The organism is Pseudomonas sp. IT-347P (assembly GCF_949768005.1).
GTDB lineage: Bacteria > Pseudomonadota > Gammaproteobacteria > Pseudomonadales > Pseudomonadaceae > Aquipseudomonas.
This window is the reverse complement of record NZ_CATKPQ010000058.1, coordinates 1-21,200: the sequence shown is the minus strand read 5'-3', so window position 1 is coordinate 21,200 and position 21,200 is coordinate 1. Positions and strand designations below refer to the sequence as shown.

Annotated in this window: 33 protein-coding genes; 1 reads left to right on the top strand and 32 read right to left on the bottom strand. The window is 55.9% G+C overall.

Features of this window, described 5'->3' with window-relative positions; translation table 11 throughout:
• Positions 1-3: 3 nt before the first annotated feature.
• Complete coding sequence (locus ACM6IV_RS24335) at positions 4-528, bottom strand: single-stranded DNA-binding protein (RefSeq protein ID WP_008081898.1); 525 nt, start codon at positions 526-528, stop codon at positions 4-6.
• A gap of 9 nt (positions 529-537) precedes the next feature.
• Positions 538-1,935 (bottom strand): MFS transporter, encoded by a 1,398-nt coding sequence (locus ACM6IV_RS24330; protein WP_007950096.1) that lies wholly within the window; start codon positions 1,933-1,935, stop codon positions 538-540.
• Positions 1,936-2,127: 192 nt separating this feature from the next.
• On the opposite strand from ACM6IV_RS24330, the gene uvrA reads away from it, so the two are divergent.
• A complete protein-coding gene (gene uvrA / locus ACM6IV_RS24325; protein WP_414871972.1) occupies positions 2,128-4,962 on the top strand; it encodes an excinuclease ABC subunit UvrA in 2,835 nt (944 codons plus the stop codon).
• 67 nt (positions 4,963-5,029) lie between these two features.
• On the opposite strand, the gene bfr is transcribed toward uvrA, so the two are convergent.
• The 30 genes from bfr to rpsJ all read right to left on the bottom strand — a co-directional run bounded on the left by bfr (position 5,030) and on the right by rpsJ (position 21,043).
• Positions 5,030-5,497: a bacterioferritin gene (bfr, locus tag ACM6IV_RS24320; protein WP_007918444.1), complete on the bottom strand. Its 468-nt coding sequence runs from the start codon at positions 5,495-5,497 to the stop codon at positions 5,030-5,032.
• Between the two features lie 149 nt (positions 5,498-5,646).
• Positions 5,647-7,101: a catalase gene (locus ACM6IV_RS24315; protein WP_414871971.1), complete on the bottom strand. Its 1,455-nt coding sequence runs from the start codon at positions 7,099-7,101 to the stop codon at positions 5,647-5,649.
• A 240-nt stretch (positions 7,102-7,341) separates the two neighbouring features.
• Positions 7,342-7,728: a 50S ribosomal protein L17 gene (gene rplQ / locus ACM6IV_RS24310; RefSeq protein WP_003176402.1), complete on the bottom strand. Its 387-nt coding sequence runs from the start codon at positions 7,726-7,728 to the stop codon at positions 7,342-7,344.
• Positions 7,729-7,770: 42 nt separating this feature from the next.
• Complete coding sequence (locus tag ACM6IV_RS24305; protein ID WP_003186012.1) at positions 7,771-8,772, bottom strand: DNA-directed RNA polymerase subunit alpha; 1,002 nt, start codon at positions 8,770-8,772, stop codon at positions 7,771-7,773.
• Between the two features lie 22 nt (positions 8,773-8,794).
• On the bottom strand, positions 8,795-9,415 hold the full coding sequence (rpsD, locus tag ACM6IV_RS24300; protein WP_003176404.1) for a 30S ribosomal protein S4: 621 nt from the start codon (positions 9,413-9,415) through the stop codon (positions 8,795-8,797).
• A gap of 18 nt (positions 9,416-9,433) precedes the next feature.
• On the bottom strand, positions 9,434-9,823 hold the full coding sequence (gene rpsK, locus ACM6IV_RS24295) for a 30S ribosomal protein S11 (RefSeq protein WP_002555466.1): 390 nt from the start codon (positions 9,821-9,823) through the stop codon (positions 9,434-9,436).
• 30 nt (positions 9,824-9,853) lie between these two features.
• The gene (gene rpsM, locus ACM6IV_RS24290; protein WP_003186020.1) at positions 9,854-10,210 is read right to left on the bottom strand and encodes a 30S ribosomal protein S13; all 357 of its coding nucleotides are present in this window, start codon (positions 10,208-10,210) and stop codon (positions 9,854-9,856) included.
• 130 nt (positions 10,211-10,340) lie between these two features.
• Positions 10,341-10,457 (bottom strand): 50S ribosomal protein L36, encoded by a 117-nt coding sequence (gene rpmJ, locus ACM6IV_RS24285; protein ID WP_002555468.1) that lies wholly within the window; start codon positions 10,455-10,457, stop codon positions 10,341-10,343.
• A 27-nt stretch (positions 10,458-10,484) separates the two neighbouring features.
• On the bottom strand, positions 10,485-11,813 hold the full coding sequence (gene secY, locus ACM6IV_RS24280) for a preprotein translocase subunit SecY (RefSeq protein ID WP_003228718.1): 1,329 nt from the start codon (positions 11,811-11,813) through the stop codon (positions 10,485-10,487).
• Positions 11,814-12,251 (bottom strand): 50S ribosomal protein L15, encoded by a 438-nt coding sequence (gene rplO / locus ACM6IV_RS24275; RefSeq protein WP_003228720.1) that lies wholly within the window; start codon positions 12,249-12,251, stop codon positions 11,814-11,816. It abuts the gene before it with no gap.
• A 3-nt stretch (positions 12,252-12,254) separates the two neighbouring features.
• Positions 12,255-12,431, bottom strand: a complete 177-nt coding sequence (gene rpmD / locus ACM6IV_RS24270) for a 50S ribosomal protein L30 (protein WP_003176408.1) — start codon at positions 12,429-12,431, stop codon at positions 12,255-12,257.
• A 2-nt stretch (positions 12,432-12,433) separates the two neighbouring features.
• Positions 12,434-12,934, bottom strand: coding sequence for a 30S ribosomal protein S5 (rpsE, locus tag ACM6IV_RS24265; protein WP_003186035.1), 501 nt, complete (start codon positions 12,932-12,934; stop codon positions 12,434-12,436).
• A 3-nt stretch (positions 12,935-12,937) separates the two neighbouring features.
• On the bottom strand, positions 12,938-13,288 hold the full coding sequence (rplR, locus tag ACM6IV_RS24260; RefSeq protein WP_003186037.1) for a 50S ribosomal protein L18: 351 nt from the start codon (positions 13,286-13,288) through the stop codon (positions 12,938-12,940).
• 10 nt (positions 13,289-13,298) lie between these two features.
• Positions 13,299-13,832 (bottom strand): 50S ribosomal protein L6, encoded by a 534-nt coding sequence (rplF, locus tag ACM6IV_RS24255; RefSeq protein ID WP_024077677.1) that lies wholly within the window; start codon positions 13,830-13,832, stop codon positions 13,299-13,301.
• Between the two features lie 12 nt (positions 13,833-13,844).
• Positions 13,845-14,237 carry a 30S ribosomal protein S8 gene (rpsH, locus tag ACM6IV_RS24250; RefSeq protein WP_007955638.1) on the bottom strand — a complete coding sequence of 131 codons (393 nt, stop codon included), beginning with the start codon at positions 14,235-14,237 and terminating at the stop codon, positions 13,845-13,847.
• Between the two features lie 209 nt (positions 14,238-14,446).
• Positions 14,447-14,752, bottom strand: a complete 306-nt coding sequence (rpsN, locus tag ACM6IV_RS24245) for a 30S ribosomal protein S14 (RefSeq protein WP_003228726.1) — start codon at positions 14,750-14,752, stop codon at positions 14,447-14,449.
• 13 nt (positions 14,753-14,765) lie between these two features.
• The gene (rplE, locus tag ACM6IV_RS24240; protein WP_003210069.1) at positions 14,766-15,305 is read right to left on the bottom strand and encodes a 50S ribosomal protein L5; all 540 of its coding nucleotides are present in this window, start codon (positions 15,303-15,305) and stop codon (positions 14,766-14,768) included.
• 20 nt (positions 15,306-15,325) lie between these two features.
• Entirely contained in the window at positions 15,326-15,640 is a 315-nt protein-coding gene (gene rplX / locus ACM6IV_RS24235; RefSeq protein WP_003186046.1) for a 50S ribosomal protein L24, read from the bottom strand.
• 11 nt (positions 15,641-15,651) lie between these two features.
• A complete protein-coding gene (rplN, locus tag ACM6IV_RS24230) occupies positions 15,652-16,020 on the bottom strand; it encodes a 50S ribosomal protein L14 (protein ID WP_002555479.1) in 369 nt (122 codons plus the stop codon).
• A 23-nt stretch (positions 16,021-16,043) separates the two neighbouring features.
• On the bottom strand, positions 16,044-16,310 hold the full coding sequence (rpsQ, locus tag ACM6IV_RS24225) for a 30S ribosomal protein S17 (RefSeq protein ID WP_003194644.1): 267 nt from the start codon (positions 16,308-16,310) through the stop codon (positions 16,044-16,046).
• Positions 16,311-16,312: 2 nt separating this feature from the next.
• Positions 16,313-16,504 (bottom strand): 50S ribosomal protein L29, encoded by a 192-nt coding sequence (rpmC, locus tag ACM6IV_RS24220; protein ID WP_002555481.1) that lies wholly within the window; start codon positions 16,502-16,504, stop codon positions 16,313-16,315.
• Positions 16,504-16,917: a 50S ribosomal protein L16 gene (gene rplP, locus ACM6IV_RS24215; RefSeq protein WP_003228729.1), complete on the bottom strand. Its 414-nt coding sequence runs from the start codon at positions 16,915-16,917 to the stop codon at positions 16,504-16,506. The genes rpmC and rplP overlap by 1 nt, the downstream gene beginning before the upstream one ends.
• A gap of 12 nt (positions 16,918-16,929) precedes the next feature.
• Complete coding sequence (gene rpsC, locus ACM6IV_RS24210) at positions 16,930-17,616, bottom strand: 30S ribosomal protein S3 (RefSeq protein ID WP_003176422.1); 687 nt, start codon at positions 17,614-17,616, stop codon at positions 16,930-16,932.
• 13 nt (positions 17,617-17,629) lie between these two features.
• Positions 17,630-17,962: a 50S ribosomal protein L22 gene (gene rplV, locus ACM6IV_RS24205; protein ID WP_003103908.1), complete on the bottom strand. Its 333-nt coding sequence runs from the start codon at positions 17,960-17,962 to the stop codon at positions 17,630-17,632.
• Between the two features lie 11 nt (positions 17,963-17,973).
• Complete coding sequence (gene rpsS / locus ACM6IV_RS24200; protein WP_011336172.1) at positions 17,974-18,249, bottom strand: 30S ribosomal protein S19; 276 nt, start codon at positions 18,247-18,249, stop codon at positions 17,974-17,976.
• A gap of 16 nt (positions 18,250-18,265) precedes the next feature.
• On the bottom strand, positions 18,266-19,090 hold the full coding sequence (gene rplB, locus ACM6IV_RS24195) for a 50S ribosomal protein L2 (protein ID WP_003228734.1): 825 nt from the start codon (positions 19,088-19,090) through the stop codon (positions 18,266-18,268).
• Between the two features lie 14 nt (positions 19,091-19,104).
• On the bottom strand, positions 19,105-19,404 hold the full coding sequence (gene rplW / locus ACM6IV_RS24190; protein WP_002555488.1) for a 50S ribosomal protein L23: 300 nt from the start codon (positions 19,402-19,404) through the stop codon (positions 19,105-19,107).
• A complete protein-coding gene (rplD, locus tag ACM6IV_RS24185) occupies positions 19,401-20,003 on the bottom strand; it encodes a 50S ribosomal protein L4 (RefSeq protein WP_003228735.1) in 603 nt (200 codons plus the stop codon). The genes rplW and rplD overlap by 4 nt, the downstream gene beginning before the upstream one ends.
• Before the next feature lie 12 nt (positions 20,004-20,015).
• Complete coding sequence (gene rplC / locus ACM6IV_RS24180; RefSeq protein ID WP_003228738.1) at positions 20,016-20,651, bottom strand: 50S ribosomal protein L3; 636 nt, start codon at positions 20,649-20,651, stop codon at positions 20,016-20,018.
• Between the two features lie 80 nt (positions 20,652-20,731).
• Positions 20,732-21,043 (bottom strand): 30S ribosomal protein S10, encoded by a 312-nt coding sequence (rpsJ, locus tag ACM6IV_RS24175; protein ID WP_003186070.1) that lies wholly within the window; start codon positions 21,041-21,043, stop codon positions 20,732-20,734.
• Positions 21,044-21,200 lie beyond the last annotated feature (157 nt).

Here is a 21,200-nt window from a genome sequence, read left to right as displayed (position 1 = left end):
CAATCAGAACGGAATATCGTCATCGAAGCTGTCGAAATCCGGAGCCGGTTGCGGTGCGGCCTGCTGTGGCGCCGGGGCCGAACGCTGTTGCGGAGCCGACTGCTGCGGGCGCGGTGCCTGTTGGCGTGGAGCCGGAGCGGATTGCTGGTAATTGTTGCCCCCGCCTTGCTGGTCGCCCTGTTGTGGACGGCCGCCGAGCAGTTGCATGGTGCCTTGCATGTCGACCACGATTTCGGTGGTGTAACGCTTGATACCGTCTTTTTCCCACTCGCGGGTCTGCAGCTTGCCTTCGATGTAGACCTGCGAACCCTTGCGCAGGTATTCGCCAGCGATTTCCGCGACCTTGCCGAACATCGACACACGGTGCCACTCGGTCTTCTCGACCTTCTGACCGGTTTGCTTGTCGGTCCATTGTTCGCTGGTGGCCAGACTCAGGTTGGTCACGGCATTACCGTTAGGCAGGTAGCGAACTTCGGGATCCTGGCCGCAAGTGCCGACCAATATGACTTTGTTAACCCCACGGGCCATAACGTTCTCCTAGGCTTCGCAAGCAGCCCCGGCCGGGTTGTTCACCAGGCGTTCGAGGGTGTCGCGATCCACTAATTCTTTGTCCAGTTTGATGTAAACAGCCGCTTCGTCAGCGACTATCACTGCATCGGTTACCCCTACGAGGGCCTTGAGGCGCTCGACCAGACCCGCTTCGCGGATCGCCTCGGGCGACAACGGCAAGCGCAGGCTCGTCACGTAGGGAGGTTCACGCATGGTAACAGCAAAGGCCAGCCAAAGTGCAGCCAGCCCGGCACATCCAAGGAACACAACCGACAGACCGCCATGCTGAAACAGCCAGCCGCCGAGTATCCCGCCGAGTGCCGAACCGAGGAACTGGCTGGTGGAATACACGCCCATGGCCGTGCCCTTCCCGCCCGCCGGTGAAACCTTGCTGATCAGCGACGGCAATGAAGCCTCCAGCAGATTGAACGCGGTGAAAAACACCACCGTACCGATCACCAGAGCCCGCAGGCTGTCGCCGAACTGCCAGAAGAATAGCTCAGTCAGCATCAACGTCAGGACGGCGCCGAGCAAAACTCGTTTCATTTTGCGTTTCTTCTCGCCATAGATGATGAACGGGATCATGGCGAAGAATGAAATCAGCAGCGCGGTGAGATAGACCCACCAGTGCTGCTCCTTGGGCAAACCGGCTTTTTCCACCAGTGCCAACGGCAACGCAACGAAGCTCGACATCAACATGGCATGTAACACAAAGATGCCCAGATCGAGGCGCAGCAGGTCGGGATGCTTGAGCGTCGGCATCAAGGCCTGACGCGCCACGCCGGATTCACGATGCTGCAAGGGTCCAGTGGAGCGCGGCACCATGAACATGATGATGGCAATACCGACAAGTGCCATGGCGCCGGTGGCGAGGAACAGTCCGGACAAACCGAAAGCGCGGGTCAGCAAAGGCCCGACCACCATGGCCACAGCGAACGACAAACCAATGGTCATGCCGATCATCGCCATTGCCTTGGTGCGGTGCTGTTCGCGGGTCAGGTCGGAAAGCAGCGCCATGACCGCAGCGGAAATCGCCCCGGCGCCCTGCAGAATTCGCCCGGCGATGACGCCCCAGATCGAGTCGGCCTGAGACGCGAGCACACTGCCGAGAGCGAAGACGATCAGCCCGAGGTAAATCACCGGACGACGGCCTATGCGGTCGGAAATGATCCCGAACGGAATCTGGAAAATTGCCTGTGTCAGGCCGTAAGCGCCGATAGCCAATCCGATCAGGGCCGGGGTCGCTCCTGCCAGATCCATGCCGTAGGTCGCCAGTACCGGCAACACCATGAACATGCCCAGCATACGGAAGGCGAACACCAGGGCCAGACCGCTCGCCGCGCGGGTCTCGCTGCCACTCATGCGTTCGCTGTGGGGATCGTGCATGGAAAAACCTCGTGTGAACCGGCGGCGATTCTACCAGTCCCATCGGTAGACGGGGTATATCGCGACGCTTTGACGCGTATAGATGAAACTCTCTTCATCCAGGGCCAAAAGCCCCTGCGTTTGATAGTGTGCATCCATCCAGTATTTGGCCGTATACTCCTACGTTTTCGACGCCCGCCGAGCGAGGCCACTTTGGACAAGATCCTGATACGTGGGGCCCGTACCCACAACCTGAAGAACATCGACCTGACCCTGCCACGGGACAAGCTGATCGTCATCACCGGCCTGTCCGGATCCGGCAAGTCGTCCCTGGCCTTCGATACGTTGTATGCCGAAGGTCAGCGCCGCTATGTCGAATCGCTGTCGGCCTACGCCCGACAGTTCCTGTCGATGATGGAAAAACCCGACGTCGACACCATCGAAGGCCTGTCGCCGGCGATCTCCATTGAACAGAAGTCGACCTCGCACAACCCGCGCTCCACGGTCGGCACCATCACCGAAATCTACGACTACCTGCGCCTGCTTTATGCCCGCGTGGGTACGCCGCGTTGCCCGGATCACGACATTCCGCTGGAGGCGCAGACCGTCAGCCAGATGGTTGACCTGGTACTGGCGCAGCCGGAAGGCAGCAAATTGATGCTGCTGGCGCCGGTGATCCGCGAGCGAAAAGGCGAGCACCTTTCGGTCTTCGAAGAACTGCGCGCCCAGGGTTTCGTTCGTGCCCGGGTTAACGGGCGGATCTGCGAGCTCGATGAGCTGCCGAAGCTGGATAAACAGAAGAAGCATTCGATCGATGTGATTGTCGACCGCTTCAAGGTTCGCGCCGATCTGCAGCAACGCCTGGCCGAATCCTTCGAGACCGCACTGAAACTGGCGGACGGCATCGCCCTGGTCGCACCGATGGACGACGAGCCGGGCGAAGAGATGATCTTCTCCGCGCGCTTCGCCTGCCCGATCTGTGGCCACGCGATCAGCGAACTGGAACCGAAGCTGTTTTCCTTCAACAACCCGGCCGGCGCTTGCCCGACGTGCGATGGCCTGGGGGTGAAGCAGTTCTTCGACATCAAGCGACTGGTCAACGGCGACCTGACTCTGGCCGAGGGCGCGATACGCGGCTGGGACCGGCGCAACGTCTATTACTTCCAGATGCTCGGTTCGCTGGCTTCGCACTACAAGTTCAGCCTGGAAAAACCTTTCAATGAACTGACCGCCGAACAGCAGAAACAGATCCTGCATGGCAGCGGTTCACAGAATGTCGACTTCAAATACCTGAACGACCGTGGCGATATTGTCAAACGTTCGCACCCGTTCGAAGGCATCGTGCCGAACCTTGAGCGTCGCTACCGCGAGACCGAATCGGCGAGCGTGCGTGAAGAACTGGCCAAATTCCTCAGCCATCAGGCTTGCCCGGACTGCCGCGGCACGCGCCTGCGCCGTGAGGCGCGGCATGTCTGGGTTGGCGAGAAGACTTTGCCGGCAGTGACCAACCTGCCGATCGGCGATGCCTGCGAATACTTCGGCAAGCTGAAGATGACTGGCCGCCGTGGCGAGATCGCTGACAAGATCCTCAAGGAGATTCGCGAGCGTTTGCAGTTCCTCGTCAACGTCGGTCTCGACTATCTGTCGCTGGACCGCAGCGCCGACACGCTGTCCGGCGGCGAGGCGCAACGAATTCGTCTGGCCAGCCAGATCGGTGCCGGTCTCGTCGGCGTTCTTTACATCCTCGACGAACCGTCCATCGGCTTGCACCAACGCGATAACGATCGACTGCTTGGCACCCTCAAGCACCTGCGCGACATCGGCAACACGGTAATCGTGGTCGAGCACGACGAAGACGCGATCCGCCTGGCCGACTACGTGGTGGATATCGGCCCGGGCGCCGGTGTGCATGGCGGGCAGATCGTGGCTGAGGGCACGCCGGCGGAAGTCATGGCGCACCCGGATTCCCTGACCGGTAAATACCTGTCGGGCCGCGTGAAGATTGAAGTGCCGGCCAAACGTACGCCACGTAACAAGAAGCTGAATCTGTCGCTAAAAGGGGCGCGCGGCAACAACCTGCGCAATGTCGATCTGGACATCCCGATTGGATTGCTGACGTGCGTGACCGGCGTGTCCGGCTCGGGCAAGTCGACGCTGATCAACAACACCCTGTTCCCGCTGAGCGCCACAGCCCTCAACGGCGCGACCACTCTGGAAGCGGCAGCGCACGACAGCATCAAAGGCCTGGAGCATCTCGACAAGGTGGTCGACATCGACCAGAGCCCGATCGGTCGCACACCGCGCTCCAACCCTGCAACCTATACCGGCCTGTTCACCCCGATCCGCGAACTGTTCGCCGGCGTGCCCGAGTCACGCTCCCGTGGTTATGGCCCTGGACGTTTTTCGTTCAACGTCAAGGGTGGCCGCTGCGAAGCGTGTCAGGGTGACGGCCTGATCAAGGTGGAAATGCACTTCCTGCCGGACATCTACGTGCCGTGCGACGTGTGCAAGAGCAAGCGCTACAACCGCGAGACCCTTGAGATCAAATACAAGGGCAAGAACATCCACGAAACCCTCGAGATGACCATCGAGGAAGCCCGGGAGTTCTTCGACGCCGTGCCGGCACTCGCGCGCAAGCTGCAAACGCTGATGGATGTCGGCCTGTCGTACATCAAACTCGGGCAGTCGGCGACGACGTTGTCCGGTGGCGAGGCGCAGCGCGTCAAGCTGTCTCGCGAGTTGTCGAAGCGCGACACCGGCAAAACGCTGTACATCCTCGATGAGCCGACCACCGGTTTGCACTTCGCGGATATCCAGCAATTGCTCGATGTACTGCATCGCCTGCGCGATCACGGCAACACCGTGGTGGTGATCGAACACAACCTCGACGTGATCAAGACAGCCGACTGGCTGGTCGATCTCGGGCCCGAGGGTGGTTCAAAAGGCGGGCAGATCATTGCCACGGGCACGCCTGAGGATGTCGCCGAGATGAAGCAATCCCATACCGGTCATTACCTCAAGCCGCTGCTGATCCGTGATCGGGCTTAACCGCCAGGCATGAAAAAGCCCCTGTCACTTTGATCAGTGACAGGGGCTTTTTTTGTATCGATTGCAATCAGGACGTGTGGGATTGCAGGTAGTTCTCGAGACCGATCAGCTTGATCAGGCCCAACTGTTTCTCCAGCCAGTAGGTGTGATCTTCTTCGGTATCGTTGAGTTGAACCCGCAGGATCTCACGGCTGACATAGTCTTTGTGTTGTTCGCACAGCTCGATGCCTTTGCACAGGGCGGCACGGACTTTATATTCAAGACGCAGATCCGCTTCAAGCATCTCCGGCACAGTGGTGCCGACATCCAGATCATCCGGACGCATGCGCGGCGTACCTTCGAGCATCAGAATCCGGCGCATCAACGCATCAGCGTGCCCGGCTTCTTCTTCCATTTCGTGGTTGATTCGCTCGTAGAGCTTGGTGAACCCCCAGTCCTCATACATCCGCGAATGAACGAAATATTGGTCACGCGCGGCCAGTTCGCCGGTCAGCAACGTGTTGAGGTAATCGATTACGTCTGGGTGGCCTTGCATCGCCCTACATCTCCCTACTTGAAAGTCTGTAGTTTGAACCAAGCTGACCGGAAGGTCACCCGATTCGCGCAATAAAAGCGAAGATATTCTTAGAAAAGCAGCCTAAATAACGCAAAAACCGCCCAGATGAGGGCGGTTCTGCTTCTCGTTTAGACTTCGTTAAGCTGTACGTTGAGCAGCTTTGCGATTGCTTCTCCATACGCCGGATCGGCTTTGTAGAAATGCTGCAACTGACGATCAACTACATCTGGTGAAACACCGTTCATGGCACCGGCGATATTGCTGACCAACAAAGCTTTCTGATCGTCGCTCATCAGACGGAACAGCGCACCGGCGTGGCTGTAGTAATCGGTATCTTCACGGTGATCGTAGCGATCGGCAGCACCGCTCAAGGCCAGTGCAGGTTCTGCGTAACGCGGAGCTTGTTTCGGCGCTTCGGTGTAGCTGTTCGGTTCGTAGTTAGGCGCTGCACCACCGTTGCTGCCGAACGCCATCGAGCCATCACGCTGGTAGGTGTTCACCGGACTGCGTGGAGCATTCACCGGCAATTGCTGGTGATTGGTGCCAACGCGATAACGATGAGCATCGGCGTAAGCGAACACACGACCTTGCAGCATGCGATCCGGCGACAGACCAACACCCGGCACCATGTTGCTTGGACCGAACGCCGCCTGCTCGACTTCAGCGAAGTAGTTTTGCGGATTGCGGTTCAGCTCCAGTTCGCCCACTTCGATCAGCGGGAATTCTTTCTGCGACCAGGTTTTGGTGACATCGAAAGGATTCTCGTAGTGCGCCGCCGCCTGGGCTTCAGTCATGATCTGAATGCACACACGCCATTTCGGGAAATCACCGCGCTCGATGGCTTCGAACAGGTCGCGCTGGGCGTAATCTGGATCAGTGCCCGCTAACCGTGCAGCATCCGCAGGAGCCAGATTCTTGATGCCTTGTTTGGTCTTGTAGTGCCATTTCACCCAGTGACGCTCACCTTTAGCGCTGATCAGGCTGTAGGTATGGCTGCCGAACCCGTGCATGTGACGGTAACCATCAGGAATGCCACGATCGGAGAACAAAATGGTGACTTGGTGCAGCGCTTCCGGCGAATGCGACCAGAAGTCCCACATCATCTGCGCGCTTTTCAGATTGCTTTGCGGCAGGCGTTTTTGAGTGTGAATAAAGTCAGGGAATTTCAGTGGATCGCGGATGAAGAACACTGGCGTGTTGTTGCCAACAATGTCCCAGTTACCTTCTTCGGTATAGAACTTCAAAGCAAAACCACGTGGATCGCGCTCGGTGTCGGCAGAACCGCGTTCACCACCGACAGTAGAGAATCGCAAAAAGGTCGGGGTTTGTTTGCCCACAGATTCAAACAGCTTGGCGCTGGTGTATTCAGTGATATCGCGGGTGACGGTGAACGTGCCGTAAGCTCCCGAGCCTTTGGCATGAACACGGCGCTCAGGGATGTTCTCACGGTTGAAGTGGGCAAGCTTCTCGATCAGATGAAAGTCGTCGAGCAATAACGGGCCACGCGGGCCGGCGGAGCGAGAATTCTGGTTATCGGCAACAGGTGCGCCACTGGCGGTCGTAAGTGTTTTCAACTGGCTCATACGGTCTTCTTCCTCTGTCGGTCTTGAAACTGCCGGCTAATCGGCTTGGTGGGAAGTATTGATCATCCATGTGACAGGAACAAATTCATTAACCTGCGCACATCGATAGATAATTTCTAATTACGTTTCCCGGGACATAGTGACAAAAGAGACATGTCAGAAGCTTGTATGAACAGCTCATTTTCTTGCGGGCACAAAAAACCGGGCACTAGGCCCGGTTCTTTGTTTCAGACTGACGTCTTACTCGGCGGATACAGCTTCGCCAGCAGTAGCACGATCAACCAACTCGACGTACGCCATAGGCGCGTTGTCGCCAGCGCGGAAACCGCACTTGAGGATGCGCAGGTAGCCACCCTCACGGGTAGCGTAACGCTTGCCCAGGTCGTTGAAGAGCTTACCAACGATAGCTTTCGAACGAGTACGGTCGAAAGCCAGACGGCGGTTAGCCAGGCTGTCTGTCTTGGCCAGAGTGATCAGCGGCTCGGCAACGCGGCGCAGTTCTTTGGCTTTTGGCAGAGTAGTTTTGATCAGCTCGTGCTCGAACAGCGACACCGCCATGTTTTGGAACATGGCCTTGCGGTGCGAGCTGGTGCGGCTCAGGTGACGACCACTTTTACGATGACGCATGGTTCATTCCTTACCAAACACTACGTTCGGTGATTACGACGATCAGGCAGTCGCCTTGTCGTCCTTCTTAAGACTTGCAGGCGGCCAGTTGTCGAGGCGCATGCCGAGGGACAGACCGCGGGAGGCCAGAACGTCCTTGATTTCAGTCAAGGATTTCTTGCCCAGGTTCGGAGTCTTCAACAGCTCTACTTCGGTACGCTGAATCAGGTCACCGATGTAGTAGATGTTTTCCGCCTTAAGGCAGTTAGCCGAACGTACAGTCAGTTCCAGATCGTCAACCGGGCGAAGCAGGATCGGATCGATCTCGTCTTCCTGCTCGACAACCACTGGCTCACTGTCACCTTTGAGGTCGACGAACGCAGCCAACTGCTGTTGCAGGATGGTTGCAGCGCGGCGAATAGCCTCTTCAGGATCCAGAGTACCGTTGGTTTCCAGATCAATAACCAGCTTGTCCAGATTGGTACGCTGCTCGACACGGGCGTTTTCCACCACGTATGCGATACGGCGAACCGGGCTGAACGAAGAGTCAAGCTGCAAGCGACCGATGCTGCGGCTTTCATCTTCATCGCTCTGACGCGAGTCGGCTGGTTCATAACCACGACCACGAGCTACGGTGAGCTTCATGTTCAGGGCGCCGTTAGACGCCAGGTTAGCGATTACGTGATCGGGATTAACGATCTCGACATCATGATCCAGCTGAATATCGGCAGCGGTAACCACCCCCGAACCCTTCTTCGACAAGGTCAGCGTAACTTCGTCACGACCGTGCAGCTTGATGGCCAGACCTTTAAGGTTCAACAGGATTTCAATTACGTCTTCCTGTACACCTTCGATGGCGCTGTACTCGTGGAGCACACCGTCAATCTCGGCCTCGACTACTGCGCAGCCGGGCATTGAGGACAACAGGATGCGTCGCAGCGCGTTGCCCAGGGTGTGGCCAAAACCACGCTCGAGAGGCTCGAGAGTGATCTTGGCGCGGGTTGGACTGACAACCTGCACATCAATGTGGCGGGGTGTCAGGAACTCATTTACCGAAATCTGCATGGATGCACCTATTTTCTAGCCCTTACTTGGAGTAGAGCTCGACAATCAGGCTTTCGTTGATGTCGGCGGACAGATCACTGCGAGCAGGAACGTTCTTGAAAACGCCCGACTTCTTCTCAGTGTCTACTTCTACCCATTCTACGCGGCCACGTTGGGCACACAGATCGAGAGCTTGGACAATGCGAAGTTGGTTTTTTGCTTTCTCGCGAACTGCAACCACGTCACCAGCACGAACCTGATACGACGGAACGTTTACGGTCTGACCGTTGACGCTGATCGACTTGTGCGATACCAGCTGACGGGATTCGGCACGAGTCGAACCAAAGCCCATACGGTATACAACGTTGTCCAGACGGCATTCGAGCAGTTGCAGCAGGTTTTCACCGGTTGCACCTTTCTTGCCAGCAGCTTCTTTGTAGTAGCCGCTGAACTGACGCTCGAGAACGCCGTAGATACGACGGACCTTCTGCTTTTCACGCAGTTGGGTGCCGTAATCGGACTGGCGACCGCGGCGTTGGCCGTGGATACCAGGTGCTGCTTCAATGTTGCACTTCGATTCGATCGCGCGCACGCCGCTCTTCAGGAAGAGATCGGTGCCTTCGCGACGAGCGAGTTTGCATTTTGGACCAATGTAACGAGCCATTCTTTACAATCTCCTGGATTACACGCGGCGCTTCTTCGGCGGACGGCACCCGTTGTGCGGGATTGGCGTCACGTCGGTGATGCTGGCGATCTTGTAGCCACAGCCGTTCAAAGCGCGGACTGCGGATTCACGACCTGGACCTGGGCCCTTGACGTTAACGTCGAGGTTTTTCAGGCCATATTCCAGCGCAGCTTGACCAGCACGTTCAGCAGCTACTTGAGCAGCAAACGGGGTGGACTTGCGGGAACCGCGGAAACCCGAACCACCGGAGGTAGCCCAGGAAAGAGCGTTACCTTGACGGTCGGTAATGGTCACGATGGTGTTGTTAAAAGATGCATGGATGTGGGCGATGCCATCAACCACTGTCTTTTTAACTTTTTTACGAGGACGAGCAGCAGGTTTTGCCATGATTAAATTCCTGTCGATTCGCTGGGGCGATTACTTGCGGATCGGCTTACGCGGACCTTTACGGGTACGCGCGTTGGTCTTGGTACGCTGACCGCGTACTGGCAGACCACGACGATGACGCAGACCGCGATAGCAACCGAGGTCCATCAAGCGCTTGATTTTCATGTTGATTTCGCGACGCAGGTCACCTTCAGTGGTGAACTTCGCCACTTCGCCACGCAGCTGTTCAATTTGCTCGTCGCTCAGATCTTTGATCTTTGCTGCTGGGTTTACCCCAGTCACTGCACAGATCTTCTGTGCAGTAGTGCGACCAACACCATAGATGTAGGTCAGCGAGATAACAGTATGCTTGTTATCTGGAATGTTAACGCCTGCAATACGGGCCATTCAGTGGGACTCCAATTGACAGCTACCTACGCCCCGGAAGCCAAGAAATAGGGCGCGAGATAATATCGCTGTAATAACAAATAATCAACCCGGTAGCGCACTAGCTACCGGGCTTGAAGCACAATCACACTCAGCCTTGGCGCTGTTTGTGACGCGGTTCCGCGCTGCAAATTACTCGAACAACACCTTCGCGGCGAATAATCTTGCAGTTACGGCACAGCTTTTTCACCGATGCACGAACTTTCATCACCAACTCCTCGAACCTTATGGGTACTCAGCGCAACATGCCGCTGCCGTAACCCTTCAGGTTGGCTTTCTTCATCAGGGATTCGTACTGGTGCGAAACGAGGTGCGATTGTACTTGGGACATGAAGTCCATCACAACCACGACCACGATCAGCAACGAGGTCCCGCCAAGGTAGAACGGAACGTTTGCTGCAACCACCAGGAACTGGGGCAACAGGCACACGGCCGTCATGTAAAGAGCACCGAACATGGTCAAGCGGGTCAGAACGCCATCAATGTAGCGCGCAGACTGCTCACCTGGACGGATGCCCGGAATAAAGGCACCGGACTTCTTCAGGTTTTCCGCTACGTCTTTCGGATTGAACATCAACGCCGTATAGAAGAAGCAGAAGAAAATAATCCCTGCACTAAACAGCAGAATATTCAACGGCTGACCAGGAGCGATCGACTGCGAGATGTCCTGCAACCAGCCCATACCTTCAGACTGACCGAACCAGGCACCCAACGAAGCCGGGAACAGCAAAATGCTGCTCGCGAAAATAGCCGGAATAACACCGGCCATGTTCACCTTCAACGGCAGGTGGCTAGTCTGCGCAGCAAAAACCTTGCGGCCCTGCTGACGCTTGGCGTAGTGAACAGCGATACGACGCTGACCACGCTCAATGAACACCACGAAACCGATAATCGCTACTGCCAGCAAACCGATGGCAACCAAGGCGAAGATGTTGATATCACCCTGACGCGCAGACTCGAAAGACTGCCCGATTGCTCTCGGAAGACCGGCGACGATACCCGAAAAAATCAACATCGAGATACCGTTGCCTACACCACGCTCAGTAATCTGCTCACCCAGCCACATCATGAACATCGCACCAGCCACAAAAGTGGATACCGCGACGAAATGGAAGCCAAAGTCACCAGTGAACGCAACGCCCTGCCCCGCCAGACCAATGGACATGCCAATAGCCTGAACGAGAGCGAGAACGACGGTGCCGTAGCGGGTGTACTGGCTGATCTTGCGACGGCCAGCTTCACCTTCCTTCTTCAACTGCTCCAGCTGCGGGCTGACGGCGGTCATCAGTTGCATGATGATCGATGCCGAAATGTACGGCATGATCCCCAGTGCAAAGATGCTCATCCGTTCCAGCGCGCCGCCGGAGAACATGTTGAACAAGCTAAGAATGGTCCCCTCATTCTGTCGAAACAGGTCTGCGAGTCGGTCCGGGTTGATACCTGGAACCGGGATGTGTGCGCCTATTCGGTAGACGATAATCGCCAGGAACAGAAAACGCAGACGAGCCCAGAGTTCAGACATACCGCCTTTGCCGAGCGCAGAGAGAGCACCTTGCTTAGCCATTTATTCCTCGAACTTGCCGCCAGCTGCTTCGATAGCCGCACGCGCACCTTTGGTGGCGCCGATTCCCTTGCCGATAGTGACAGCGCGAGTCACTTCACCGGACAGCATGATTTTCACACGCTGTACGTTGACGTTGATCACGTTGGCATCTTTCAGGGACTGCACGGTGACGATGTCGCCTTCCACTTTGGCCAGTTCGGACAGACGCACTTCTGCGCGATCCATGGCTTTCAGGGAAACGAAACCGAACTTCGGCAGGCGACGATGCAGCGGCTGTTGACCGCCTTCAAAGCCTGGAGCAATGGTGCCACCGGAGCGGGAGGTCTGACCTTTGTGACCACGGCCACCAGTCTTACCCAAACCGCTACCGATACCACGGCCCGGACGATGCTTTTCGCGACGGGAACCCGGCGCTGGACTCAGATCATTGAGTTTCATCGATTAACCCTCGACACGCAGCATGTAGTAAGCCTTGTTGATCATCCCGCGATTCTCGGGAGTATCCTGGACTTCTACAGTGTGACCGATGCGACGCAGACCCAGACCCTTAACGCACAGTTTGTGGTTAGGGATGCGGCCGGTCATGCTTTTGATCAGCGTTACTTTAACGGTAGCCATGATCAGAAGATCTCCTTGACGCTTTTGCCACGCTTGGCGGCAATGGATTCAGGAGACTGCATAGCTTTCAAACCTTTGAAAGTGGCGTGAACCACGTTTACCGGGTTAGTCGAGCCGTAGCACTTGGCCAGAACGTTCTGAACGCCAGCAACTTCGAGGACAGCACGCATAGCGCCGCCAGCGATGATACCGGTACCTTCAGAAGCAGGCTGCATGTACACCTTCGAAGCGCCGTGAGCGGACTTCATTGCGTACTGCAGAGTGGTGCCGTTCAGATCAACTTGGATCATGTTGCGGCGAGCAGCTTCCATTGCCTTCTGGATCGCAGCAGGCACTTCACGCGACTTGCCACGGCCGAAGCCAACACGCCCTTTACCATCACCAACCACGGTCAACGCGGTGAAAGTGAAGATACGGCCGCCTTTAACGGTTTTGGCTACGCGGTTAACTTGAACCAGCTTCTCAATGTAGCCTTCGTCGCGCTTTTGGTCGTTATTTGACATAACTTAGAACTCCAGCCCAGCTTCACGAGCAGCATCAGCCAGCGCTTTAACGCGGCCATGGTACTTGAAGCCAGAGCGGTCGAAAGCCACTTGCGAGACGCCAGCGGCCTTAGCACGCGTAGCGACCAGCTGGCCAACCTTTGTGGCCGCGTCGATGTTGCCAGTGGCGCCATCACGCAGTTCTTTATCCAAAGTCGAGGCGCTTGCCAGGACTTTGTTGCCGTCGGCCGAGATGACCTGGGCGTAGATGTGCTGCGACGAGCGGAACACGCAGAGACGCACGACTTCGAGTTCGTGCATTTTCAGGCGTGCTTTGCGAGCGCGACGCAGTCGAGTAACTTTTTTGTCGGTCATTTGCTATGCCCTACTTCTTCTTGGCTTCTTTACGACGGACGACTTCGTCCGCGTAGCGCACACCTTTGCCTTTGTACGGCTCTGGTGGACGGAAGTCGCGGATCTCAGCGGCCACTTGACCTACCAGCTGCTTGTCGATGCCCTTGATCAGGATATCGGTCTGGCTAGGAGTCTCAGCGGTGATGCCTTCCGGCAGTTCGTAATCCACTGGGTGCGAGAAGCCAAGGGCCAGGTTCAGAACCGAGCCTTTTGCTTGCGCCTTGTAACCAACACCGACCAGCTGGAGCTTGCGCTCAAAGCCTTGGCTTACGCCTTGGACCATGTTGTTTACCAACGCACGCGTGGTACCGGCCATTGCGCGAGTTTGTTGATCGCCATTGCGAGCAGCGAAACGCAGCTCACCAGCTTCTTCAACGATCTCAACGGACGAATGGATGTTCAGTTCAAGAGTACCCTTGGCACCCTTCACCGAAAGCTGTTGACCTGCGAATTTTACTTCGACACCGGCTGGCAGCTTAACGGGGTTCTTAGCGACGCGAGACATGCTTATCCCCCCTTAGAACACAGTGCAAAGAACTTCGCCGCCGACACCGGCAGCGCGCGCAGCACGATCCGTCATCACACCTTTGTTGGTGGAGACGATAGACACGCCAAGACCGCCACGAACTTTCGGCAGATCTTCAACGGACTTGTACTGACGCAGGCCTGGACGACTAACGCGCTTCACTTCTTCGATAACCGGACGGCCTTCGAAGTACTTCAGCTCGATGGACAACGACGGCTTAGCGTCGGTGGTGATCTGAAAACCCGCGATGTAACCTTCGTCCTTCAGGACTTTTGCTACAGCCACCTTCAACGTGGAAGACGGCATGCTTACGACAGACTTTTCAGCCATCTGGGCATTACGGATTCGAGTTAGCATGTCCGCTAACGGGTCCTGCATACTCATGGGCTAGACGCTCCTAATACAGAAAAATTAGCCTTGCGGCTACTACTTGTCGCCGAGAACTTCCGGGCGTGAAAAACACGGGCTCAGGCGAGCCGGTCATTCTAGACACACCCCAGAAATGAATCAAGCCCCAAAAGGGGCTTGATTCAGATTCAAGGCCACCGATGGTCAGGTTCTTGCGAACCCGAACATCGAGACTTTGACAGCAATTACCAGCTGGCTTTAACCAGACCTGGTACGTCACCACGCATTGCAGCTTCACGCAGCTTGTTACGGCCAAGGCCGAACTTGCGGTAAACGCCGTGCGGACGACCAGTCAGGCGGCAACGGTTACGCATGCGCGAAGCGCTTGCGTCACGTGGTTGCTTCTGCAGAGCTACGGTAGCTTCCCAACGCGCTTCTGGACTTGCGTTCAGATCGACGATGATAGCTTTCAGCGCTGCACGCTTGGTGGCGTACTTGGCAACGGTGAGCTGACGCTTCAGCTCACGGTTTTTCATGCTCTTCTTGGCCATTTTCCTACTCCAATCAGTTGCGGAACGGGAATTTGAAAGCACGCAGCAGAGCGCGGCCTTCATCATCGTTCTTGGCAGTGGTGGTCAGGGTAATGTCCAGACCGCGGAGAGCATCGATCTTGTCGTAGTCGATTTCCGGGAAAATGATCTGCTCTTTCACGCCCATGCTGTAGTTGCCACGACCATCGAAGGACTTGGCATTCAGGCCGCGGAAGTCGCGAACCCGAGGCAGGGAGATCGACAGCAGACGATCCAGGAACTCGTACATACGCTCACGGCGCAGGGTCACTTTGACGCCGATCGGCCATCCTTCACGGACTTTAAAGCCAGCGATGGATTTACGAGCGTAGGTCACAACGACTTTCTGGCCGGTGATCTTTTCCAGGTCAGCAACAGCGTGCTCGATGACTTTTTTGTCGCCGATCGCTTCGCCCAGACCCATGTTCAGGGTGATTTTGGTAACGCGCGGAACTTCCATCACGTTCGAAAGCTTAAGTTCTTCCTTAAGTTTCGGAGCGATTTCCTTCCGGTAAATCTCTTTTAGTCGTGCCATGGTCTTCTACCTAGCAGTGTTCAAGCATCAACCGCTTTTTGGGTCGACTTGAAGACACGAATTTTCTTACCGTCTTCTACTTTGAAACCAACGCGGTCAGCCTTGTTGGTTTCGCCGTTGAAGATGGCGACGTTGGAAGCGTGCAATGGCGCTTCTTTCTCGACGATACCGCCCTGTACGCCCGACATCGGGTTAGGCTTGGTATGACGCTTGACCAGGTTCAGACCACCAACAACCAGACGGTTGTCAGCAAGAACCTTCAGCACCTTACCGCGCTTACCTTTGTCTTTGCCGGCGATCACGATGATCTCGTCGTCACGACGAATCTTTTGCATGTCGGATCTCCTTACAGCACTTCTGGGGCGAGCGAGACGATCTTCATGAACTTCTCAGTACGAAGTTCACGGGTCACTGGCCCAAAGATACGGGTGCCGATCGGCTCTTGCTTGTTGTTCAGAAGAACAGCAGCGTTGCCATCAAAGCGGATAATGGAGCCATCAGCACGACGTACGCCGTGACGAGTGCGGACTACAACAGCAGTCATCACTTGGCCTTTTTTCACTTTACCGCGAGGAATCGCTTCCTTGACGGTAACTTTGATGATGTCACCGATACCAGCGTAACGACGATGGGAGCCACCCAGCACCTTGATGCACATAACACGGCGAGCGCCGCTGTTATCGGCCACATCGAGCATGGATTGAGTCTGAATCATATAATTTCTCCGACCCCTAGCCCTTAGACTTCCACAGCGCGTTCGAGAACATCAACCAGCGCCCAAGACTTGGTCTTGGCCATCGGACGAGTTTCACGAATAGTGACTTTGTCGCCGATGTGGCACTGATTGGTTTCGTCGTGCGCGTGCAGCTTAGTCGAACGCTTAACGTATTTACCGTAGATCGGGTGCTTTACGCGACGCTCGATCAGAACGGTGATGGTTTTGTCCATCTTGTCGCTGACAACACGGCCAGTCAGCGTACGGACAGTTTTTTCGGCTTCAGCCATGATCACTTACCTGCCTGCTGGTTGAGCACAGTCTTCACGCGAGCGATGTCACGCTTAACTTGCGAGAGCAGATGAGACTGCCCCAACTGGCCAGTTGCTTTCTGCATACGCAGATTGAACTGGTCGCGCAGCAAGCCGAGCAGTTGCTCGTTCAGCTGCTGTGCGGATTTTTCACGAAGTTCATTCGCTTTCATCACATCACCGTCCGTTTAACAAAGGAGGTGGCGAGCGGCAGCTTTGCAGCAGCCAGGGCGAAAGCCTCACGCGCCAGCTCTTCAGAAACACCCTCGATTTCATACAGGACTTTGCCTGGCTGAATCTGGGCAACCCAGTACTCCACGTTACCCTTACCTTTACCCATACGAACCTCGAGAGGTTTTTTGGAGATCGGCTTGTCCGGGAATACACGGATCCAGATCTTGCCGCCACGTTTTACGTGACGGGTCAGAGCACGACGCGCTGACTCGATCTGACGAGCGGTGAGACGACCACGAGCAACAGACTTCAGCGCGAACTCGCCGAAGCTGACTTTGCTACCGCGCAGTGCCAGACCACGGTTGTGGCCGGTCATCTGCTTGCGGAACTTCGTACGCTTTGGTTGCAACATTTGGCGTACCCCTTACTTAGCAGCTTTTTTACGAGGCGCTGGTGCTTGTGGTTTCAGTTCTTCTTGGCGACCACCAATAACTTCGCCTTTGAAGATCCAAACCTTTACACCGATCACACCGTAAGTGGTGTGAGCTTCGTAGTTGGCATAGTCGATGTCGGCACGCAGGGTGTGCAATGGCACACGACCTTCGCGATACCATTCAGTACGTGCGATTTCAGCACCGCCGAGACGACCGCTCACTTGGATTTTGATGCCTTTGGCACCAATGCGCATGGCGTTCTGTACTGCGCGCTTCATAGCGCGACGGAACATTACGCGACGCTCCAGCTGCTGAGCTACGCTCTGCGCAACCAGCATACCGTCGAGCTCCGGCTTGCGGATCTCTTCGATATTGATGTGCACAGGCACACCCATTTGCTTGGTCAGGTCCTGACGCAGTTTCTCAACATCTTCACCTTTCTTCCCGATAACGATACCTGGACGAGCGGTGTGGATGGTGATGCGTGCAGTTTGAGCCGGACGATGGATATCGATACGGCTTACGGACGCGCTTTTTAGTTTGTCTTGGAGATACTCACGCACTTTCAGATCTGCGAACAAGTAGTCCGCATAAGTCCGACCGTCTGCGTACCAGACGGAGGTGTGCTCCTTGACGATTCCCAGGCGAATGCCAATGGGATGTACTTTCTGACCCATCTCTTCGACTCCGTTACTTGTCAGCAACCTTGACAGTGATATGGCAAGACCGCTTGACGATGCGATCAGCACGGCCTTTGGCACGTGGCATGATGCGCTTCAGCGAACGCCCTTCGTTGACGAAAACGGTGCTGACTTTCAGGTCATCAACGTCTGCGCCTTCGTTATGCTCGGCGTTGGCTACGGCCGACTCCAGCACTTTCTTCATGATCTCGGCGGCTTTCTTACTGCTGAAAGCCAACAGGTTGAGCGCTTCGCCCACCTTCTTCCCGCGGATCTGGTCGGCGACCAAGCGGGCTTTCTGGGCGGAGATTCGAGCGCCCGACAACTTAGCGGCTACTTCCATTTCCTTACCCCTTAACGCTTGGCTTTCTTGTCAGCCACGTGCCCGCGATAGTTGCGGGTACCGGCGAACTCGCCCAGTTTGTGGCCGACCATGTCTTCGTTAACGAGAACTGGGACGTGCTGACGACCGTTGTGTACTGCGATGGTCAGACCGACCATTTGTGGCAGGATCATCGAACGACGCGACCAGGTTTTAATTGGTTTGCGATCGTTCTTTTCCGCCGCCACTTCGATCTTCTTCAGTAGGTGAAGATCAATAAAAGGACCTTTTTTCAGAGAACGTGGCACTGTCGTATCCCTCTATTTACTTGCGACGACGGACGATCATTTTGTCGGTACGCTTATTACCACGAGTCTTCGCGCCCTTAGTCGGGAAGCCCCATGGCGATACCGGATGACGACCACCAGAGGTACGACCTTCACCACCACCATGTGGGTGGTCAACCGGGTTCATGGCAACACCACGAACGGTTGGGCGAACGCCACGCCAGCGTTTGGCACCAGCTTTACCCAGCGAACGCAGGCTGTGCTCGGAGTTCGAGACTTCACCCAGGGTCGCACGGCATTCAGCCAGGACTTTACGCATTTCACCGGAACGCAGACGCAGGGTCACGTAGACACCTTCACGAGCGATCAGCTGAGCCGAAGCGCCAGCGGAACGAGCGATCTGTGCACCTTTACCTGGCTTCAGTTCGATGCCGTGTACGGTAGAACCGACTGGAATGTTGCGCAGTTGCAGAGCGTTGCCTGGCTTGATTGGAGCCAGAGCGCCTGCGATCAACTGGTCGCCAGCACTCACGCCTTTAGGGGCGATGATGTAGCGGCGCTCGCCGTCTGCGTAGCAGAGCAGTGCGATGTGAGCAGTACGGTTTGGATCGTATTCGATACGCTCGACAGTGGCGACGATGCCATCTTTGTCATTGCGACGGAAATCGACCATACGGTAATGCTGCTTGTGACCACCACCGATGTGACGAGTGGTAATACGGCCATTGTTGTTACGACCACCAGTCTTCGATTTTTTCTCGAGCAGCGGTGCGTGAGGAGCGCCTTTATGCAGCTCCTGGTTGACCACCTTGACCACAAAACGGCGGCCAGGGGAAGTCGGTTTGCATTTAACGATTGCCATGATGCACCCCTTCCTTACTCAGCACTGCTGCTGAAATCGAGATCTTGGCCTGGCTGAAGGGAGATAACTGCCTTCTTCCAGTCATTACGCTTGCCCAGACCGCGAGCAGTGCGCTTGCTCTTACCCAGAACATTCAGGGTAGTGACGCGCTCTACTTTCACGCTGAACAGGCTTTCGACGGCCTTCTTGATTTCCAGCTTGGTTGCGTCAGTAGCAACCTTGAAAACGAACTGGCCTTTCTTGTCTGCCAGAACCGTAGCCTTCTCGGAAACGTGCGGGCCAAGCAGAACTTTAAATACGCGTTCCTGGTTCATCCCAGCAGCTCCTCGAATTTCTTCACGGCCGACACGGTGATCAATACCTTGTCGTATGCGATCAGACTAACTGGATCGGAACCTTGAACGTCACGTACATCTACGTGCGGCAGGTTACGAGCAGCCAGGTACAGGTTCTGATCAACAGCGTCCGACACGATGAGAACATCGGTCAGGCTCATGTTGTTCAGCTTGCCCAGCAGATCTTTGGTTTTCGGAGTTTCAACAGCGAAATCCTGAACCACGACCAGACGATCAGTACGCACCAGCTCAGCAAGGATGGAACGCATTGCTGCGCGATACATCTTCTTGTTCAGCTTCTGGGAGTGATCCTGTGGACGAGCTGCGAAAGTGGTACCGCCGCCACGCCAGATTGGGCTACGGATAGTACCGGCACGAGCACGGCCAGTACCTTTCTGACGCCATGGGCGCTTGCCGCCACCACGAACGTCGGAACGGGTCTTCTGCTGCTTGCTACCTTGACGGCCGCCGGCCATGTAGGCCACGACTGCTTGGTGAACCAGCGTCTCGTTGAATTCGCCGCCAAATGTCAGTTCGGAAACTTCGATCGCTTGAGCGTCATTTACATTTAATTGCATGTCAGCTTCCCCTTAACCGCGAGCCTTGGCTGCTGGACGTACAACCAGGTTGCCGCCAGTAGCGCCAGGAACAGCGCCCTTGACCAACAACAGATTGCGTTCAGCGTCCACGCGCACTACTTCCAGGGACTGCACGGTCACGCGCTCAGCGCCCATATGACCGGACATTTTTTTGCCCTTGAATACACGACCAGGAGTCTGGCACTGGCCGATAGAGCCTGGGACGCGGTGGGATACGGAGTTACCGTGGGTGTTATCTTGCCCGCGGAAATTCCAACGCTTGATCGTACCCTGGAAGCCTTTACCCTTGGACTGACCGGTTACATCAACCAGTTGGCCAGCGGCGAAGATTTCAGCGTTGATCAGATCGCCAGCCTGGTACTCGCCTTCTTCAAGACGGAATTCCATGGTGGTGCGACCAGCGGCAACGTTCGCTTTAGCGAAGTGGCCAGCCTGAGCTGCTGTTACACGCGAAGCACGACGCTCGCCGACAGTGACTTGCACTGCACGATAGCCATCGGTCTCTTCAGTTTTGAACTGGGTGACGCGATTCGGCTCGATCTCAATGACCGTGACCGGAATGGAGACACCTTCTTCGGTGAAAATACGGGTCATACCGCATTTACGACCGACTACACCAATAGTCATGTTGTAAACCTCATGAGTGTACGGGGCTTTCACCCGCTATGGCCGCCCATTTCAGAGCGTTACACGACCAAGACCGAGTCTTAGCCGAGGCTGATCTGCACTTCCACACCGGCCGCAAGATCAAGCTTCATCAGCGCATCAACGGTTTTATCCGTTGGCTGGACGATGTCCAGAACACGCTTATGAGTGCGGATCTCGTACTGGTCACGCGCGTCTTTGTTGACGTGCGGGGAAACCAGAACGGTGAACCGCTCTTTACGGGTAGGCAGTGGAATTGGACCACGCACTTGAGCACCAGTACGTTTCGCGGTTTCCACGATTTCCTGGGTTGATTGGTCGATCAGGCGATGGTCGAAAGCCTTCAACCTGATACGGATTTGCTGATTTTGCATTGGATTTCAGACTCCGGCTGCTATTCCCACCGGGCGCAATACGCCCGTTAAAAGGAGGCGCAATTCTATAGACGCCCCAGATAGGTGTCAACCCAATAAAAAAGCCCCCGCTGAGCGGGGGCTTTTTCAATCCATCAAGCAGACTCTATAAAAGAGA

Coding starts and splice junctions, on each gene's coding strand:
- ACM6IV_RS24335 (WP_008081898.1), bottom strand. CDS start 528: ATGGCCCGTGGGGTTAACAAAGTCATATTGGTCGGCACTTGCGGCCAG.
- ACM6IV_RS24330 (WP_007950096.1), bottom strand. CDS start 1,935: ATGCACGATCCCCACAGCGAACGCATGAGTGGCAGCGAGACCCGCGCG.
- bfr (WP_007918444.1), bottom strand. CDS start 5,497: ATGCAAGGCCACCCAGACGTAATCGATTACCTCAACACGTTGCTGACC.
- ACM6IV_RS24315 (WP_414871971.1), bottom strand. CDS start 7,101: ATGAGCCAGTTGAAAACACTTACGACCGCCAGTGGCGCACCTGTTGCC.
- rplQ (WP_003176402.1), bottom strand. CDS start 7,728: ATGCGTCATCGTAAAAGTGGTCGTCACCTGAGCCGCACCAGCTCGCAC.
- ACM6IV_RS24305 (WP_003186012.1), bottom strand. CDS start 8,772: ATGCAGATTTCGGTAAATGAGTTCCTGACACCCCGCCACATTGATGTG.
- rpsD (WP_003176404.1), bottom strand. CDS start 9,415: ATGGCTCGTTACATTGGTCCAAAATGCAAACTCGCTCGTCGCGAAGGC.
- rpsK (WP_002555466.1), bottom strand. CDS start 9,823: ATGGCAAAACCTGCTGCTCGTCCTCGTAAAAAAGTTAAAAAGACAGTG.
- rpsM (WP_003186020.1), bottom strand. CDS start 10,210: ATGGCCCGTATTGCAGGCGTTAACATTCCAGATAACAAGCATACTGTT.
- rpmJ (WP_002555468.1), bottom strand. CDS start 10,457: ATGAAAGTTCGTGCATCGGTGAAAAAGCTGTGCCGTAACTGCAAGATT.
- secY (WP_003228718.1), bottom strand. CDS start 11,813: ATGGCTAAGCAAGGTGCTCTCTCTGCGCTCGGCAAAGGCGGTATGTCT.
- rplO (WP_003228720.1), bottom strand. CDS start 12,251: ATGAAACTCAATGATCTGAGTCCAGCGCCGGGTTCCCGTCGCGAAAAG.
- rpmD (WP_003176408.1), bottom strand. CDS start 12,431: ATGGCTACCGTTAAAGTAACGCTGATCAAAAGCATGACCGGCCGCATC.
- rpsE (WP_003186035.1), bottom strand. CDS start 12,934: ATGTCAAATAACGACCAAAAGCGCGACGAAGGCTACATTGAGAAGCTG.
- rplR (WP_003186037.1), bottom strand. CDS start 13,288: ATGACCGACAAAAAAGTTACTCGACTGCGTCGCGCTCGCAAAGCACGC.
- rplF (WP_024077677.1), bottom strand. CDS start 13,832: ATGTCTCGCGTCGCTAAGAACCCCGTTAAGCTGCCAGCCGGTGTCGAA.
- rpsH (WP_007955638.1), bottom strand. CDS start 14,237: ATGAGTATGCAGGACCCGTTAGCGGACATGCTAACTCGAATCCGTAAT.
- rpsN (WP_003228726.1), bottom strand. CDS start 14,752: ATGGCCAAGAAGAGCATGAAAAACCGTGAGCTGAAGCGTCAGCTCACC.
- rplE (WP_003210069.1), bottom strand. CDS start 15,305: ATGGCACGACTAAAAGAGATTTACCGGAAGGAAATCGCTCCGAAACTT.
- rplX (WP_003186046.1), bottom strand. CDS start 15,640: ATGCAAAAGATTCGTCGTGACGACGAGATCATCGTGATCGCCGGCAAA.
- rplN (WP_002555479.1), bottom strand. CDS start 16,020: ATGATTCAGACTCAATCCATGCTCGATGTGGCCGATAACAGCGGCGCT.
- rpsQ (WP_003194644.1), bottom strand. CDS start 16,310: ATGGCTGAAGCCGAAAAAACTGTCCGTACGCTGACTGGCCGTGTTGTC.
- rpmC (WP_002555481.1), bottom strand. CDS start 16,504: ATGAAAGCGAATGAACTTCGTGAAAAATCCGCACAGCAGCTGAACGAG.
- rplP (WP_003228729.1), bottom strand. CDS start 16,917: ATGTTGCAACCAAAGCGTACGAAGTTCCGCAAGCAGATGACCGGCCAC.
- rpsC (WP_003176422.1), bottom strand. CDS start 17,616: ATGGGTCAGAAAGTACATCCCATTGGCATTCGCCTGGGAATCGTCAAG.
- rplV (WP_003103908.1), bottom strand. CDS start 17,962: ATGGAAGTAGCCGCTAAGTTGTCGGGCGCTCGAATCTCCGCCCAGAAA.
- rplB (WP_003228734.1), bottom strand. CDS start 19,090: ATGGCAATCGTTAAATGCAAACCGACTTCCCCTGGCCGCCGTTTTGTG.
- rplW (WP_002555488.1), bottom strand. CDS start 19,404: ATGAACCAGGAACGCGTATTTAAAGTTCTGCTTGGCCCGCACGTTTCC.
- rplD (WP_003228735.1), bottom strand. CDS start 20,003: ATGCAATTAAATGTAAATGACGCTCAAGCGATCGAAGTTTCCGAACTG.
- rplC (WP_003228738.1), bottom strand. CDS start 20,651: ATGACTATTGGTGTAGTCGGTCGTAAATGCGGTATGACCCGTATTTTC.
- rpsJ (WP_003186070.1), bottom strand. CDS start 21,043: ATGCAAAATCAGCAAATCCGTATCAGGTTGAAGGCTTTCGACCATCGC.